At 69.2% G+C, this 13140-nt stretch carries 14 protein-coding genes; 2 read left to right on the top strand and 12 right to left on the bottom strand.

Translation table 11 applies throughout. The features are described 5' to 3' along the window. Positions 1-73: 73 nt before the first annotated feature. The 9 genes from ACFY1E_RS12305 to ACFY1E_RS12345 form a co-directional block, all read right to left on the bottom strand. Positions 74-661, bottom strand: coding sequence for an NADPH-dependent FMN reductase (locus tag ACFY1E_RS12305; RefSeq protein ID WP_389074516.1), 588 nt, complete (start codon positions 659-661; stop codon positions 74-76). A gap of 54 nt (positions 662-715) precedes the next feature. Then, positions 716-2725 (bottom strand): acetoacetate--CoA ligase, encoded by a 2010-nt coding sequence (locus tag ACFY1E_RS12310; RefSeq protein ID WP_389074518.1) that lies wholly within the window; start codon positions 2723-2725, stop codon positions 716-718. 79 nt (positions 2726-2804) lie between these two features. Then, on the bottom strand, positions 2805-3551 hold the full coding sequence (locus tag ACFY1E_RS12315) for an SDR family oxidoreductase (RefSeq protein ID WP_389074520.1): 747 nt from the start codon (positions 3549-3551) through the stop codon (positions 2805-2807). 17 nt (positions 3552-3568) lie between these two features. After that, a complete protein-coding gene (locus ACFY1E_RS12320) occupies positions 3569-4294 on the bottom strand; it encodes an alpha/beta fold hydrolase (RefSeq protein ID WP_389074522.1) in 726 nt (241 codons plus the stop codon). A 100-nt stretch (positions 4295-4394) separates the two neighbouring features. After that, positions 4395-4901, bottom strand: coding sequence for an ester cyclase (locus ACFY1E_RS12325; RefSeq protein WP_389074525.1), 507 nt, complete (start codon positions 4899-4901; stop codon positions 4395-4397). Between the two features lie 159 nt (positions 4902-5060). After that, a complete protein-coding gene (locus tag ACFY1E_RS12330; protein ID WP_389074528.1) occupies positions 5061-6221 on the bottom strand; it encodes a thiolase family protein in 1161 nt (386 codons plus the stop codon). A 329-nt stretch (positions 6222-6550) separates the two neighbouring features. After that, complete coding sequence (locus ACFY1E_RS12335) at positions 6551-7120, bottom strand: flavin reductase family protein (protein ID WP_389074530.1); 570 nt, start codon at positions 7118-7120, stop codon at positions 6551-6553. Then, positions 7120-7359, bottom strand: coding sequence for a ferredoxin (locus ACFY1E_RS12340; RefSeq protein ID WP_389074533.1), 240 nt, complete (start codon positions 7357-7359; stop codon positions 7120-7122). The genes ACFY1E_RS12335 and ACFY1E_RS12340 overlap by 1 nt, the downstream gene beginning before the upstream one ends. Then, positions 7349-8587, bottom strand: coding sequence for a cytochrome P450 (locus ACFY1E_RS12345; protein WP_389074536.1), 1239 nt, complete (start codon positions 8585-8587; stop codon positions 7349-7351). The genes ACFY1E_RS12340 and ACFY1E_RS12345 overlap by 11 nt, the downstream gene beginning before the upstream one ends. A gap of 90 nt (positions 8588-8677) precedes the next feature. Here ACFY1E_RS12345 and ACFY1E_RS12350 point away from each other — a divergent pair, with 90 nt between their 5' ends. Further along, positions 8678-9325: a TetR/AcrR family transcriptional regulator gene (locus tag ACFY1E_RS12350; protein ID WP_389074538.1), complete on the top strand. Its 648-nt coding sequence runs from the start codon at positions 8678-8680 to the stop codon at positions 9323-9325. A 137-nt stretch (positions 9326-9462) separates the two neighbouring features. After that, entirely contained in the window at positions 9463-10263 is an 801-nt protein-coding gene (locus ACFY1E_RS12355) for a nuclear transport factor 2 family protein (protein WP_389074541.1), read from the top strand. Positions 10264-10391: 128 nt separating this feature from the next. Here the strand turns inward: ACFY1E_RS12355 and ACFY1E_RS12360 are convergent, their stop codons facing one another. The 3 genes from ACFY1E_RS12360 to ACFY1E_RS12370 are packed head-to-tail and all read right to left on the bottom strand — an operon-like array spanning position 10392 to position 13140. Further along, positions 10392-11216, bottom strand: a complete 825-nt coding sequence (locus ACFY1E_RS12360) for an enoyl-CoA hydratase/isomerase family protein (RefSeq protein ID WP_389074543.1) — start codon at positions 11214-11216, stop codon at positions 10392-10394. 17 nt (positions 11217-11233) lie between these two features. Beyond that, the gene (locus tag ACFY1E_RS12365) at positions 11234-12004 is read right to left on the bottom strand and encodes an SDR family NAD(P)-dependent oxidoreductase (protein WP_389074546.1); all 771 of its coding nucleotides are present in this window, start codon (positions 12002-12004) and stop codon (positions 11234-11236) included. After that, positions 12001-13140, bottom strand: coding sequence for an acyl-CoA dehydrogenase family protein (locus ACFY1E_RS12370; RefSeq protein ID WP_389074548.1), 1140 nt, complete (start codon positions 13138-13140; stop codon positions 12001-12003). Before ACFY1E_RS12370 ends, ACFY1E_RS12365 begins: the two co-directional genes overlap by 4 nt.

A 13140-nucleotide genomic window follows, 5' to 3' on the forward strand; every position in this document is an offset into this window, starting at 1 on the left:
GGGTGAGGTTCGCGAGTGCGGTCACCGTGCTACGTGTTCGATCCGGGGGCGCGTGGTTCTCGTCCGCGTCGAATCAGTGGCCTTCGCGAGCACGCGCAGTGGTCAGGGCGTCGGTCCACCAGGCGAGGTCGTCCGCGAGGAGTTCGAGCCGCGGCTCGAGCGGGGCCAGCAGCGCCTCGTCGGCCTGGCCGCCCCGGTCGCGGGCCACGCGCATCACATCCGGCAGGATGTGGACGGCGTGGCGCAGCGGAGCCATCTCGAACTCGACTGCGACCTCGCGCAGTTGCTCGATGGCGCGGGCGCCGCCGACGTTGCCCCAGCCGATGAAGGTCACCGGCTTGCGATGCCACTCGGCGAAGGTATGGTCGAGCGCGTTCTTCAGGGCGGCGGTGTAGCCGTGGTTGTACTCGGCGACCAGGATGACGTAGCCGTCGGCGGCGTCGATCCGCCGCGCGAGACGGGCGACGTTCTCGTCGGCGTACTCGCGGGGGTGGTAGGCCGGCGGAGCGCCGTCGAAGAGGGGTAGGGGGTGGTCGCGCAGGTCCAGCAGGTCGACGAGGAAGTCGCCTCGCTCCTTCAGCCGTTGTACGGCCCAGCTGGCGACGCCGTCGCTGAACCGTCCCTGTCGGGTGGAACTGTTGACGACCAGGATGCGATGCATGTCGGGATTCACTCCACGGACTTGTCGAAGGCGAAAAGGGCAAGAACGAGGGGGTCAGGTCCGGGTGGCGCCGCGCTCACGGGCCAGGCGTGCGTAGGGGGCGAGGAGACCTGGATCGTCGACGGTGGCAAGGTTGACCGCCGAGTCCGGGGCGATGCCCATGAAGAGTCGCTTGAGCGGAACTTCCAACCGCTTGCCGGTCCGGGTGCGGGGTACGCCCGGGACTGCCAGGATCTCGTCCGGCACGTGCCGAGGGCTGGCCTGGTGGCGGATCGCCTGCCTGATCCGTTCGGTGAGCGCTTCGGTGAGCTCCTGTCCGTCGGCGAGTTGGACGAACAGCGGCATCCAGTAGCCTCCGTCGGGCTGCTCGACGCCGAGGACCAGGCAGTCGGCGATCTCCGGCAGCTGCTCGACGATGGCGTAGATGTCGGCGGTGCCGATGCGCACCCCGCCACGGTTGAGCGTGGCATCCGACCGGCCCGTGACCACCACTCCGCCGCTGTCCGTGGTTTCGATCCAGTCCCCGTGCCGCCAGATTCCGGGCCACGGTTCGAAGTAGGCCTCGCGGTAGCGGGTGCCGTCGGGGTCGTTCCAGAAGTACAGGGGCATGGACGGCATCGGCTGGGTGACAACCAGTTCGCCGAGCTCACCCCGCACGGGGTGACCGGCCTCGTCCCAGGCGGCCGCGGCGACGCCGAGCATCGGGCGCTGCAGTTCACCGGCGATCACCGGCAGCAGCGGGGCCGGCCCGAGGAAGCCCGTGGCCACGTCCGTGCCTCCGGAGATGGAGGCCAGGAGGACATCCGGCCGTATCGCGTCGTACACCCAGGAGAAGGTCGAGGTGGGCAGGGGCGAGCCGGTGGAGCCGACGACACGCAGCCTGCTGAGGTCATGGTCCTTGCCGGGGTGCAGACGGGCCTTCTCGCACGCGCTGAGGTACCCGGCGCTGGTGCCCAGATGGGTGATGCCGGTGGCTGCGGCCACGGAGAACTGCGCGTCCAGGTCAGGGAAACCGGGCGCCCCGTCGTGCACCACCACCGTGGCGGCGGACAGTAGGGCGGACACGGCGATGTTCCACATGATCCACGCGGTTGAGGCATACCAGTAGTAACGGTCTCCGGGGTGCACGTCCTGGTGCAGCTGGGCCATCTTCAACTGCTCCAGCACGATGCCGCCGTGGCCGTGGACGATGCCCTTGGGCAGGCCGGTGGTGCCCGAGGAGTACACGATCCACAGGGGTGTGTCGAAAACGAGCGCCTCGAAGACGGGCTCCTGCAAGTCCGCGACAGCGTCAGCCCAGGCGAGGACGCCTTCGGGAAGTTCGTCCGGGTTCAGTCGCGGCACATGGATCGTGGCGCGGACCGTGGGCAGCGCGGCGCGCAGCTCGCCGACGGCCTCGCGCCGGTCGTGCGCCCGCCCGTTGAAGCGGTACCCGTCAACCGCGATCAGGACGACCGGTTCGATCTGGGCGAAGCGGTCGAGTACGGCGCGGGCACCGAAGTCGGGAGCGCATGCGGACCAGACGGCTCCGACGGCGGCGGTGGCGAGCAGGGCCACCACGGCTTCGGGGATGTTCGGCAAGTAACCGGCGACGCGGTCGCCGGGCCGCACGCCGAGCCGCCGCAGGGTCGCAGCGAGCGCACCGACCTGCCCGCGCAGCGATTGCCAGGAGATGTCCACCGGTTCGGAGCCCTCTGCCACCGCGATCAAGGCGAGGCTGTCCGGATCGACCCGCCCGTCGATGGCTGGTCGCAGCGCCTGCTCGGCGTAGTTCAGGGTCCGGCCGGGAAACCAGGTCGCGCCGGGCATGGAGGCGTCGGTCAGTACCTCCGCGTCGGGGACACCGGGCAGGGCGCCCGTCCAGGTGGCGAGGTCGCCCCAGAACTCCTGGGACGATTCGACCGACCAGCGCCAGATTCTGTCGTAAGCCACGGGCTCTCCGAAGGCGGTGCCCCGCCGCTCGGACACCCAGTGGGCGAACGCGCCGAGCCGGGTGGTGGCGATCGACGACTCGGTCGGCCGCCACAACACGCCGTCACTGGGGGGTACCGCTCCAGGAGCCATGGTGATGCTCTCCTCGTTCTTGTCTTTCCGTGTCCCCGGCCGTGTCCTGCGCGACCGCCGGCGTGACTGCGACCGGGGTCTACAGGCTCATGCCGCCGTCGACCGGGATGATGGTGCCGGTCATGTATCCGGCGGCGGGCGAGGCGAGGAAGCGGACGACGCCGCCGATGTCCTCGGCTCGCCCGATGCGGCCCCGGGGGAGCGACGCGCTCACCGCTGCCTGTACGGCCTCGCCGTCGCCCGGTGTCATCCGGCTGGGGAAGAACCCCGGGGCGATCGCGTTCACCGTGATGTGTTCGCCGGCCAGCCACCGCGCCATCGACTTGGTCAGCTGGTGCAGCCCGGCCTTGGAGGCGGCGTACGAGTACGTCTGCCGGGGGCCGACGCGTAGCCCGCCGACCGAGCCGACGTTGATGACCGTGGCCGGCGCGTGCGGGGAGGCGCCGGCCCGCAGTGCCGGGAGCAGCCGCTGAGTGAGGAAGAACGGGGCCTTGAGGTTGAGATCGAGCACATCGTCCCAGTCGGCCTCGGTGAAGGAGCCCAGCGGGTTCTCCCGCACCATTCCGGCGTTGTTGACCAGGATGTGCAGAGGCCCCCTCACCTGGTCGGCCAGCGCCTCCACGTCGCCCGGCGTGGACACGTCCGCGGGGAGCGCGACCGCGCCGGGGAGCTTGGCCGCGGCCTCCTCGCAGTCGGCGGCGCTGCGGGCCACGATGTGCACCGTGGCCCCGGCTTCGGCCAGGGCCGCCGCGGCCATCGCTCCGATCCCGGAGGTGGCACCGGTGACCAAGGCGGTCCGGCCGGTCACGGAGAAAGTCTCGTACACCGCGCCCGCTCCTCGCGTCAGCCGTGGCCCAGCAGGAAGTCGGCCACCTGCTCGGGCTGGCCGACGATGAAGCTGTGGTCGGCCTTCCATTCGTGCATCTGCCAGCCGAGTTCGACCGCGCGCTCGTGAGACCTGGCCATCGTCGGGTCGTTCTTGGCGGCGATGTACTCGGTGGTGCGAGGAAGGGTCTCCACTCCGACGGCGACCGGGTCGACCACGGACCGCAGCGGCATGTCGGAGAGGTGCTCGAGCAGCCACTCCATTCGCTCGGCCGGCACGTCGTGGGGATTGGCCCTCAGCAGTTCACGCTGCATCACGTGCACGTCCGTCCCGGGGCCGGCCTGGCCGCCCTGGACCGCGGCACGAACGCCTGGCATCTGGTCGGCGAGCATCTGCCCCATGGTCTCGGAGACACTCTCGCCGGAATAGCTCATCACCGCGTCCAGGTAGACGATGCGCCTGATGCGCCCGCCCTCCGTGGCCACCACGCCCGGGATCACCGTTCCCGCGAAGCTGTGTCCGACGAGGACGACGTCACTGACGTCCTCGTACCGCAGGACTCCGACCACGTCCTGAACATGCACGTCGTGTCCGTGATCCTTGGACAGCAGGTGCACCCGTTCGCCGAAGCCGGTGAACGTGGGAGTCAGCACCTCGTGGCCGGCCGCGCGGAGCGGGGCGGCGACGTGCCGCCAGACCCATCCGCCCATTCCACCGCCGTGCAGGAGTACATAAGTCGTCATCGGGGCTCCGTCTCTCGCCGTTGAGGGGTAAGCAGGAAGGAAAGAGGGGGTTACTGCCCTCAGCGGTCGGCCAGTGGCGTCGACTGCTGCCGGGAAGGGGCTACTTGTAGGGGTCGACCGGGAGGGTCGACGGCGCCACCACACCCACCTGGACCAGCATGGTGAGGGTGTCGGCGATGCTGAAGATCCGGTGGATCAGGCCGTCCTTGAAGGTGACGACGGAGAACCATTCGACCCTGACGGGGTTTCCGCTCGGCTCGACGCCCATGTAGCGGCCACCGACATGCTCACCCATGTGCTCGCAGTGGACCCAGATCTCGTTGTCGCCCTTGCCGATCGCGCTGAGCGTCCGATAGCGCGAGGGCGGGAACCGCTTGTACAGCTCGCGCGGGGAGACCTTCCACTCCTGGTAGGTGCCCAGGTCCGGCCGCGAGGGGTTGCCGTAGGTCATGTCCGGATGGAAGAAGGCGTCCATCTTCTCGCCGAACTCGCCGGTGTTGAGCAGGTCCTGGAGGTCCATCCAGGTCTGCACGTTCTTCCTCTGCTGCGCCGTGAGATGTGTGAGCGAGTCGATGTCGACGTGAGGCGGGAGCTTGGGAGCTTCCATGATGCGCTTCCCTTCGTGCGGTCATCGTCGAGCGCATTGGTCGTCGGGCGGGAGTCCCGCTCCCGCTGTCGGAGGAGTCTATCCACTTCACCAAACAACCGGTAGATAGTTGGATGGGGTCGTGCGGAGCCCGCCGCTCCGTCACGGATTCGGGCTGCGTCAGCGGGCCAGCAGCTCCAGCACGGTGGCATTGGCCATGCCGCCGCCCTCGCACATCGTCTGCAGTCCATAGCGGGTGCCGGTGGCCCGCATGTGGTGGACGAGGGTGGTCATGATGCGGGCGCCGGAACCGCCCAGCGGGTGGCCCAGGGCGATCGCCCCGCCCAGCGGGTTGAGCCGGCTCTCGTCCGCGTCCAAATCGTGCAGCCAGGCGAGCGGTACCGGTGCGAACGCCTCGTTCACCTCGTAGATTCCGATGTCGTCCAAGGTCAGCCCGGCACGCTGCAGCACCTTCCGGGTGGCAGGCACCGGGGCGCTCAGCATGATGACGGGGTCGTTGGCCGCCATCACGGTGGTGTGGATCCGGACGATCGGGCGAAGTCCCAGCTCACGCGCCTTCTCGGAGGTCATCACGAGCAGCGCGGCTGAACCGTCGGAGATCTGGCTGGCGTTGCCCGCGCTGATGACGCCGTCCGGCTTGAACGGTGTCTTGAGGCCGGCGAGGACCTCCAGCGTGCCGCCCGGCCGGATGCCCTCGTCCGTGCTGACGATCCGGCCGTCGCCCACCGGCACCGGCGCGATCTCCGCCTCGAAGGCGCCCGCGGCCTGAGCTTTTGCGGCCTTCTCGTGCGAGGCGAGGGAGAACTCGTCGAGCTGTGTCCGCGAGAAGCCCCAGCGTTCCGCGATCATCTCCGCACCCAGGCCCTGGTTCGGAACCACGCCGTCGTAGCGGGCCAGGTACCGCGGTCCGAGCGGCTGCCCGGCCGAGCCGTCGCCGTTGGCGGAGCCCATCGGCACCCGGCTCATCGACTCCACGCCGCCGGCCACGACGACATCCGCCTGTCCGCTGATCACGGTCGCCGCCGCGAAGGAGACCGCCTGCTGGGAGGAGCCGCACTGGCGGTCGATGGTGGTGCCGGGGACCGATTCGGGCCAGCCCGCTGCCAGGACGGCGTTGCGGCCGATGTTGAAGGTCTGCTCGCCGGTCTGGCTGACACACCCCCAGAACACGTCCTCCACGACGGCGGGGTCGATGCCGGAGCGTTCGGCCAGGGCGTCGAGCACGTGCGCCGCGAGGTCCACGGCGTGCACGCCGGACAGCCCGCCGCCGCGTTTGCCGAGAGGGGTACGTACTGCTTCGACGATGACTGCATCTCGCATCAGGGGACTCCAGATAGAACAAAGGGGGTGAGTGAGGGTTCGGACAAGAGTTGGACCGTGGCGTTTTGTCGGCTCACACGCGTCTCGGCCGTGGCCGCGTGCGATTTCCTCGGATCAGGTCGGGGGTGCCATGACGGTGAGGGCGGTATCAGTCAGGAGCGCATGTTCGGCGGACACAGCCATGGCATTTCTGACTACGAGAGATGAGAGAGAGGCGGAGAACTCCCTGAGGGTGGCGCGCGACGCGCGGCCGATGCGGGAGTGCCCGGCAGACGCCGGTCACCGCTGTCCCGCCGTGAGGCTGCCCAGGCAGACGCCGGGCCGGTCAATCAGACCTGTTCGAATGCCGCGTGAGTGCCGAAGACCCGAGCATGGTAGGTCAAGGGCTTGCCCTCGGTGGTCTGGGCGGCGCGGACCGCACCGAACACCACCACGTGGTCGCCGCCGTCGACAAGGTCCGCCACGTCGCACGAGAGCCAACCGAGGGCGCCGGACAGACGGGGCACTCCGTCTTCCTCGCCCCAGACCACATCGGTGAACTTGTCGGCGCCCTTCTTGGCAAATGCCATGGCCAGCGCGGTCTGGTGTGCTCCCAGGACGTTCAGGCCGAACCGGCCTGAACGTCGAACCAGCGTGAGCAGGTTCGAACCGCGATCGAGCGAGACGAGCACCATCGGCGGCCTCATCGACAGTGACGCGAAGGCACTGACCGTGGTGCCATGTGGTCGGCCGTCACTCAGCGCGGTGACCACCGAGACCGGTGTGGCGACGCCCGCCATCACCTCACGGAACCGGTCTTGAAGATTGCTCCCGATCACCAGGGATGTCTCATGAGTCGTCATCTCTTCCCTTCTTTCCGGACCGGCCTGTGTCCTGCGGATCAGAAACGGGCCGATCATCAGAACTCGATCCGCAGCGAGCCGGTGGGGCAGTTCCGCACCGCCGCCGCGACATCGTCGTAGTCCGCCTCGTCCACCTCGGCGACCTCGACGACGACTCGGGACCGCCCGTCGAGGACGAAGCGGTCGGGCAGGGCCAGCATGCACTGGGCGCTGCCCTCGCAGGTCTCCCGCCGTGCGACGACCCGGACGTTCCCCGTGGCCTCTGCGTCGCGGGTGTTGGCGCGCTCAGCGGGCATCGTGCACCACCCGCAGTTCACGCATGGCCCGCGAGGCGAGGCTCGGCAGCCACTGCGGCTCCCCGTCCAGGCGCAGCCCGGGCAGCCGCTCCAGGATCCGCTCGATAGCGACCCGCATCTCGAGCCGGGCCAACTGGGCCCCGATGCAGGCGTGCACGCCGCGGCCGAAGGCCAGGTGCGGGTTGGGCGAGCGACGGATGTCGAAGGAGGCAGGGGAGGCGAACACCGATGGGTCTCGGTTGGCCGCCGAGTTCACGAGGTACGTGCGGTCGCCCGTGCGCAGTGTCTGGCCGCCGAGTTCGAGATCCCGGTTCACCCACCGTACGACGAGCTTGACCGGGCCGTCGTAGCGCAGCATCTCCTCCACGGCGCCGGCCATCAGCGACGGGTCGGCCTTGAGCTGCTGTAGCTGGTCGGGGTGACGCAGCAGGGCGAGGATGCCGTTGGAGATCGAGTTGATCGTCGTCTCATGGCCGGCGAACAGCAGAAGGGCGCACATGGACAGGATCTCGTCGTCGGTCAGCCGTTCGCCGTCGGGCTGCGCAGCCGCGAGGACGGACAGCATCGTGTCGCCGGAGACCGAGCGAGCCTGCTCCAGCAGGCCGCGGAAGTAGGTGAACATGCTCTCCAGACCGGACAACGCCCGGGCGTGCCGTTCCTCCTGTGCCTCGCCACCCGCGCCGAACGCCACCAGAGCGAGGTTGTCCGACCAGTGGCGGAACCTGTCCCGGTCCGCAGCGGGTGCGCCGAGCAGCTCCGCGATCAGGGAGGCCGGCAGAGGGTGGGCGACGTGTTCGATGAGGTCTGATTCGCCGGATCGTACGAAGGCGTCCAGCAGCTCGTCGACGCGGTCCCGGATCCGGTCAGCCATCAGGCCGATCCGCTGGCGCTTGAAGGCGGCCGCGGCGACTCGCCGCAGGCGGGTGTGAGCAGGCGGGTCGGAGACGACCATCCAGTCACGCATCAGTGACAGCACGCTGAGCGAATCCGCGCCCAGACCGACATGGCCGGCGTCGATCATCGGTCCGATGCGGTCCGACGACAGTTCGGGGCGGGTGTAGGCGTCGGCGACGGCGGCGTGCGAGGTGATCAGCCACGCGCGGTGGACGGAGCTCAGGACGACCGGACCGCGTGCCCGCAGGGCGTCGTAGACGGCGTAGGGATCCCGGCTCGCGGACTCGCCGCGCAGGTCCAGGTCTCCCAGCTCGGGAGCCAGGTGGATCGTCATGGGTACCTCATCTGTCAAACGATCGGTTGGTAGAATAGCCTGCGTTACAAGTCGGAGTTCCGTCAACAGCGATCGTGTAAGGTGCCCGAAGTGACTGGTAAAACGCGCGTGGGTGAGGTCGGACGCACGGCCAGAAAAAGCCGGTCCGGGCGCACGGAAGCCACCCGGAAGCCCGGGGACGAGCGCTGGGCCGAACTCCTCCAGGTCGCCGCAAAGACCTTCGCGGACAAGGGGTACTCCGCGACCACCCTGCAGGGCATCGCGGATGAGCTCGGCATGCTCAAGGGCAGCCTCTACTACTACATCCGCACCAAGGAAGACCTGCTCTTCGAGCTCGTCCGCTCGGTGCTCGTACTGGCGGAGGAACGCCTGGCCGAGCGCGTCCCGGACGACGGGCCGGCCGTCGACCGGCTGGAGGTGCTGGTCCGAGAGCACGTGATCTTCCTGATCGAGCACCTCACCGAGACGACCGTGTACCTGCACGAGGCGGATCAGCTCACCGCGGACCGCCGGGCCAAGCTGCCCGTGCACGGTTTCATCGCCAGGCTGGAGAAGCTCGTCGTCGACGGCAAGGAGGACGGCACGATCCGTCCCGATGCCGATCCCCACCTGGGGGCGCTGACCATACTCGGGGCCGCGAACTGGGTCTACCGGTGGTACCGGCCGGGAGGGAACTCCTCACCGGAGGAGATCGCGGAGGAGATCGCCCGCATGTGCCGCAAATCCCTCGAGGCCTGAGAACCCCACCCCCGGGTCCACGGTTCGCCCCGGGGGGACCTTGAGGGAATTTACCAAACAAACGTATGGTGGGCATCATGCCCTTGCGAACTGATTCCCCAGACGCTACGAAGGGCCTCACGCCCTTCCATGCCCTGATGCGCCGGTACTCCTTCGCCTATACGGCTTCCCACGACTTCTCGCAGCTGGCCTCCTTGATGGTGGACGACTACCTGCTGCGGATGGGCGAGCACGAGATCCGGGGCCGCGACACGGCCTACCGCGCTGCCACACAGCGGCAGTACGACCAGTTCCCCGGCCTGGGATTCACCGTCCACCGGCTCGTCACCAACGGCGAACGGCTCGCCCTGGTCTTCACCGAGCACGGCGCCTCACGGCGGCACGGGGGGCGGCCGGCCGCCTGGCGCGGCGTCAGCCTCTACCACTGGGACGGCACACGGCTGCTTGACTGCACCGTCGAACAGGACTACTTCGCCAGGCGCCGACAGTTGACCGACGGCGTCCCCGATCCCGTGAGCGCACCGGGACACGACCCCTGGAGCGCTCCGGTCGCGGCCGAGGACGTCACGGCGCTCAACTCCGTTGTGGATTGGCTGCGGGAAGGCGGACTCGACAGCGCTCGGACCGACCGATTCGACGACGGTCCGGTCGGCGCGGTTCCCGTACGGCCCTTGCTGTCGGATGCACAGTGGACGGTCCTGGACGCCTTCTCGGCCGGCCCTGAAGTCCCGTTCGCGGCGCGCGTCGACGGCGTGTACGACGGAGGTCTGCCCGGGCTCGACGACCAGCGCGGTATCCCGGCCTCTCTCTTCTGCACAGGCATCGCGGAATCCAGGAGCGACGGCGCGCCGGGCGGACGCCGCACCGTCCGGCTGGTCGAGGCGGTCACCGACCGGATCGGACTCGTCCGTCGGCTCACATATGACCGTACACAATGAAGTTCGGCGGTTGTTTGAACCGTTCGGGCTGAACGCCGCTCGTCCCAACCGGGGTGGCGCAGCAGCCTCCTGAGCCACAGCTTGAGCCCGCCGGGACCAGAAGCTGTGGCGGCACCGTCACTCCCATGTCAGATGCCGACTGATGCGGCACTGCTCTGCGGCAGTACCTCGACTCCCTCCGCTTCTGGGAAAGCCGGCGTGTCAGAGGCGCTCGCCCTGGAGAAGGCGGCCAGCCGGTTCCGCGCCTCGTCGCCGAGGAGCAGGTCGGTGAACAGCTTCCGTTCGAAGGCAAGCCCATCGGACAGCGACGGGTCGGCCGCCGCCCGGCCTGCGGCCTTCGCGGCGCGTACCGCCGTACGGGGCAGGCCGGCCAGGCGCCCGGCCAGGCTCAGCGCCCGGTCCTTGACGTGTTGCGGCGCGGTGACCTCGTTCACCAGTCCGATCGTCAGGGCATGATCGGCTGGGACGAGGCGACCGGTGAGCAGCATGTCGAGGGCCGGCCCCGGGCCCACCCGGCGGGGAAGGCGTTGTGTGCCGCCCGCCCCGGGGATCAGGCCGAGGGTGACCTCCGGTGTACCGAAGCGGGAGCGGTCGGAGGCCACCACCAGGTCACAGCAGAGCAGGAGTTCGAGCCCACCCCCCGCGGCAACCCCGTCGACGGCCGCGACAACCGGTTGAGGGAGCGTATCGAGTGCTCCGAAGAGCATGTCGGTGAGCTCTGTGTGGGCAGCGACGGCGTCCGCACTGCCGGCGGAGGCGAGCAACTCCCCCACGTCGCCACCGGCTGTGAAGATGCCCGGAACGGCCGAGGTCAGGACGACCACGACGATGTTCTCGTCGTCGCGCCACTTGTCCACGTGGTCGAGGAACCGGCACATGAGATCGCGGGTGAGTGTGTTGGCCGGCGGATTGTCGAGGGTGACGACTGCAACGGCGCCGTTCGCCCCGGACACTTCGTCATAGTGGAGTGTCACAGGGAGTCACCGCCGTCCACGACGTAGCGGTGCCCCGTGACGTAGGATGAGAGGGGTGCCAGGGCGGTGAGGACGACGTCAGCCACGTCCTCGGGCCGGCACACCCTGCCGAAGGGGGCCCCTGCGTCCAGGTCGCTCGCGCTGCGGTGGACGCCGCCAGAGCGGACCAGCCGGTCGCCCATGTCCGTGGCCACCAGGCCCGGGGCAACGACGTTGACCCGGATCTCGTGCGGGCGTTCCTCCTTGGCCAGCACGGTCGCGATGCCTTCCAGCGCCGACTTGGCCGCGACGTAAGGGGCCGTGCCCGCGGGGCGGGAGGCTGCGTAGGAACTGGACACGAGAACCACGGAGCCGCCGCCCGACGCCCTCATCGCCGGTATGGCGGTTCGCAGCAGCTCCAGCGTGGACAGGACATGGACCCGCCAAAGGAGCTCGAACTCCTTCTCGGGGGTCTCGGTGACGGCGTTGCCGCGCGAGGCGTTGCCCGCGTTGCACACCAGCAGGGTCGGCACGCCCAGCTCCGCCACGCAGGCGCGGTGCAGCCGAGCGGCAGCCCCGGTCTCGGCGAGGTCAGCCTGGAACGTCTCTGCCCGACGGCCGTCCGCGAGCAGCTTGTCGCGCAGGGCCGCGGCCTGTTCCTCTTCGCGCCGGTAGGAGAAGGCCACGTCGGCGCCCGCGGCGGCGAGTCTGCGCACGACCGCGCTGCCGATGCCCCGTGAGCCCCCGGTGACCAGGGCAGTCCGCCCGGTCAGGTCAAGTCCGTTCATCGCAGCAGCCCCCGTCCCACTATCTCGGTCATGATCTCGCTGGTCCCTCCGTAGATGCGCTGCACGCGCGCGTCACGCCAGATGCGAGCGATGGGGTATTCCTCCATGTAGCCGTAGCCTCCGAAGAACTGCAGGGCCTGGTCGGTGACCGACCACTGTGTCTCGGTGGCCCAGAGCTTGGCGGCGGCGGCTTCTTCGGCGGTCAGTTCTCCGGCGTTCAGCGCCTCGACGCAGCGGTCGACATGGCTGGCCGTCACTTCGATCGCGGTGTGCATTCCGGCCAGGCGGTGCAGCACCGTCTGGTGCCTGCCGAGGGTCTGGCCGAAGGTCTGGCGTTCCTTGCAGTAGTCCAGGGCCAGTTCGAAGGCGCGCCGGGCTCCGGCGACCGCGGTCACGGCGATCGACAGCCGCTCGCGTGGAAGGTTCCGCTTCACGAGTTCCAGCGCTCGGCCCGGTTCTCCCACGATGTTGGCAGCCGGCACCCGGCACCTTGTGAAGGACATTTCGCCGGTGTCCTGGGCCCGCCGCCCGATCTTGTGCAGGGGACGGCCCGGTTCGAAGCCGGCCGTGCCCGTTTCGACCGCGACGAGTGTCATTCCGCGGCCGCCTGCCTCGCCGGTCCGGGCGAGGACGAAGACCAGATCGGCGGTGGTCCCGTTGGTGATGAACGTCTTGGCACCGTCGAGCACGACCTCGTCGCCCTCGAATCGCGCCGTCGTGCGGATGCCCGCCAGGTCGGAGCCCGCACCGGGCTCGGTCATCGCGATCGCGGTCACTGTGTCGCCGGCGACGCAGCCGGGCAGCCAGCGGCGCTGCTGCTGCGGGCTGCACTGGTGGAGCAGGTAGGGCGTGACGATGTCGTTGTGCAGGGCGAATCCGTCCCCCGCGATCTCGTTCGCCACCAGTTCCTCTGCGATGACCACGTTGTAGCGGAAGTCGTCGACGCCCAGTCCGCCGTACTCTTCCGGTGCCTCGAAGGAGAGGAACCCCGCCGCTCCTGCCTCCTTCCAGAACGGGCGGTCGACGAAGCCCTGGTCCTCCCACCGCTGGGTGTGAGGGACTGCGTGCCTCAGCAGGAACGAACGGAACGCGTCCCGGAAGTCCCCGTGCGCCTCGGTGAACAGTGTCCTGCGCAT

The sequence above is a fragment of the Streptomyces sp. NPDC001604 genome (genome assembly GCF_042893475.1).
GTDB lineage: Bacteria > Actinomycetota > Actinomycetes > Streptomycetales > Streptomycetaceae > Streptomyces.

Bases quoted from the DNA above. Each gene is read 5' to 3' on its own strand.
- ACFY1E_RS12305 (WP_389074516.1), bottom strand. From the start codon at position 661: ATGCATCGCATCCTGGTCGTCAACAGTTCCACCCGACAGGGACGGTTC.
- ACFY1E_RS12310 (WP_389074518.1), bottom strand. From the start codon at position 2,725: ATGGCTCCTGGAGCGGTACCCCCCAGTGACGGCGTGTTGTGGCGGCCG.
- ACFY1E_RS12320 (WP_389074522.1), bottom strand. From the start codon at position 4,294: ATGACGACTTATGTACTCCTGCACGGCGGTGGAATGGGCGGATGGGTC.
- ACFY1E_RS12325 (WP_389074525.1), bottom strand. From the start codon at position 4,901: ATGGAAGCTCCCAAGCTCCCGCCTCACGTCGACATCGACTCGCTCACA.
- ACFY1E_RS12330 (WP_389074528.1), bottom strand. From the start codon at position 6,221: ATGCGAGATGCAGTCATCGTCGAAGCAGTACGTACCCCTCTCGGCAAA.
- ACFY1E_RS12335 (WP_389074530.1), bottom strand. From the start codon at position 7,120: ATGATCGGCCCGTTTCTGATCCGCAGGACACAGGCCGGTCCGGAAAGA.
- ACFY1E_RS12340 (WP_389074533.1), bottom strand. From the start codon at position 7,359: ATGCCCGCTGAGCGCGCCAACACCCGCGACGCAGAGGCCACGGGGAAC.
- ACFY1E_RS12345 (WP_389074536.1), bottom strand. From the start codon at position 8,587: ATGACGATCCACCTGGCTCCCGAGCTGGGAGACCTGGACCTGCGCGGC.
- ACFY1E_RS12355 (WP_389074541.1), top strand. From the start codon at position 9,463: ATGCGCCGGTACTCCTTCGCCTATACGGCTTCCCACGACTTCTCGCAG.
- ACFY1E_RS12365 (WP_389074546.1), bottom strand. From the start codon at position 12,004: ATGAACGGACTTGACCTGACCGGGCGGACTGCCCTGGTCACCGGGGGC.
- ACFY1E_RS12370 (WP_389074548.1), bottom strand. From the start codon at position 13,140: ATGCGCAGGACACTGTTCACCGAGGCGCACGGGGACTTCCGGGACGCG.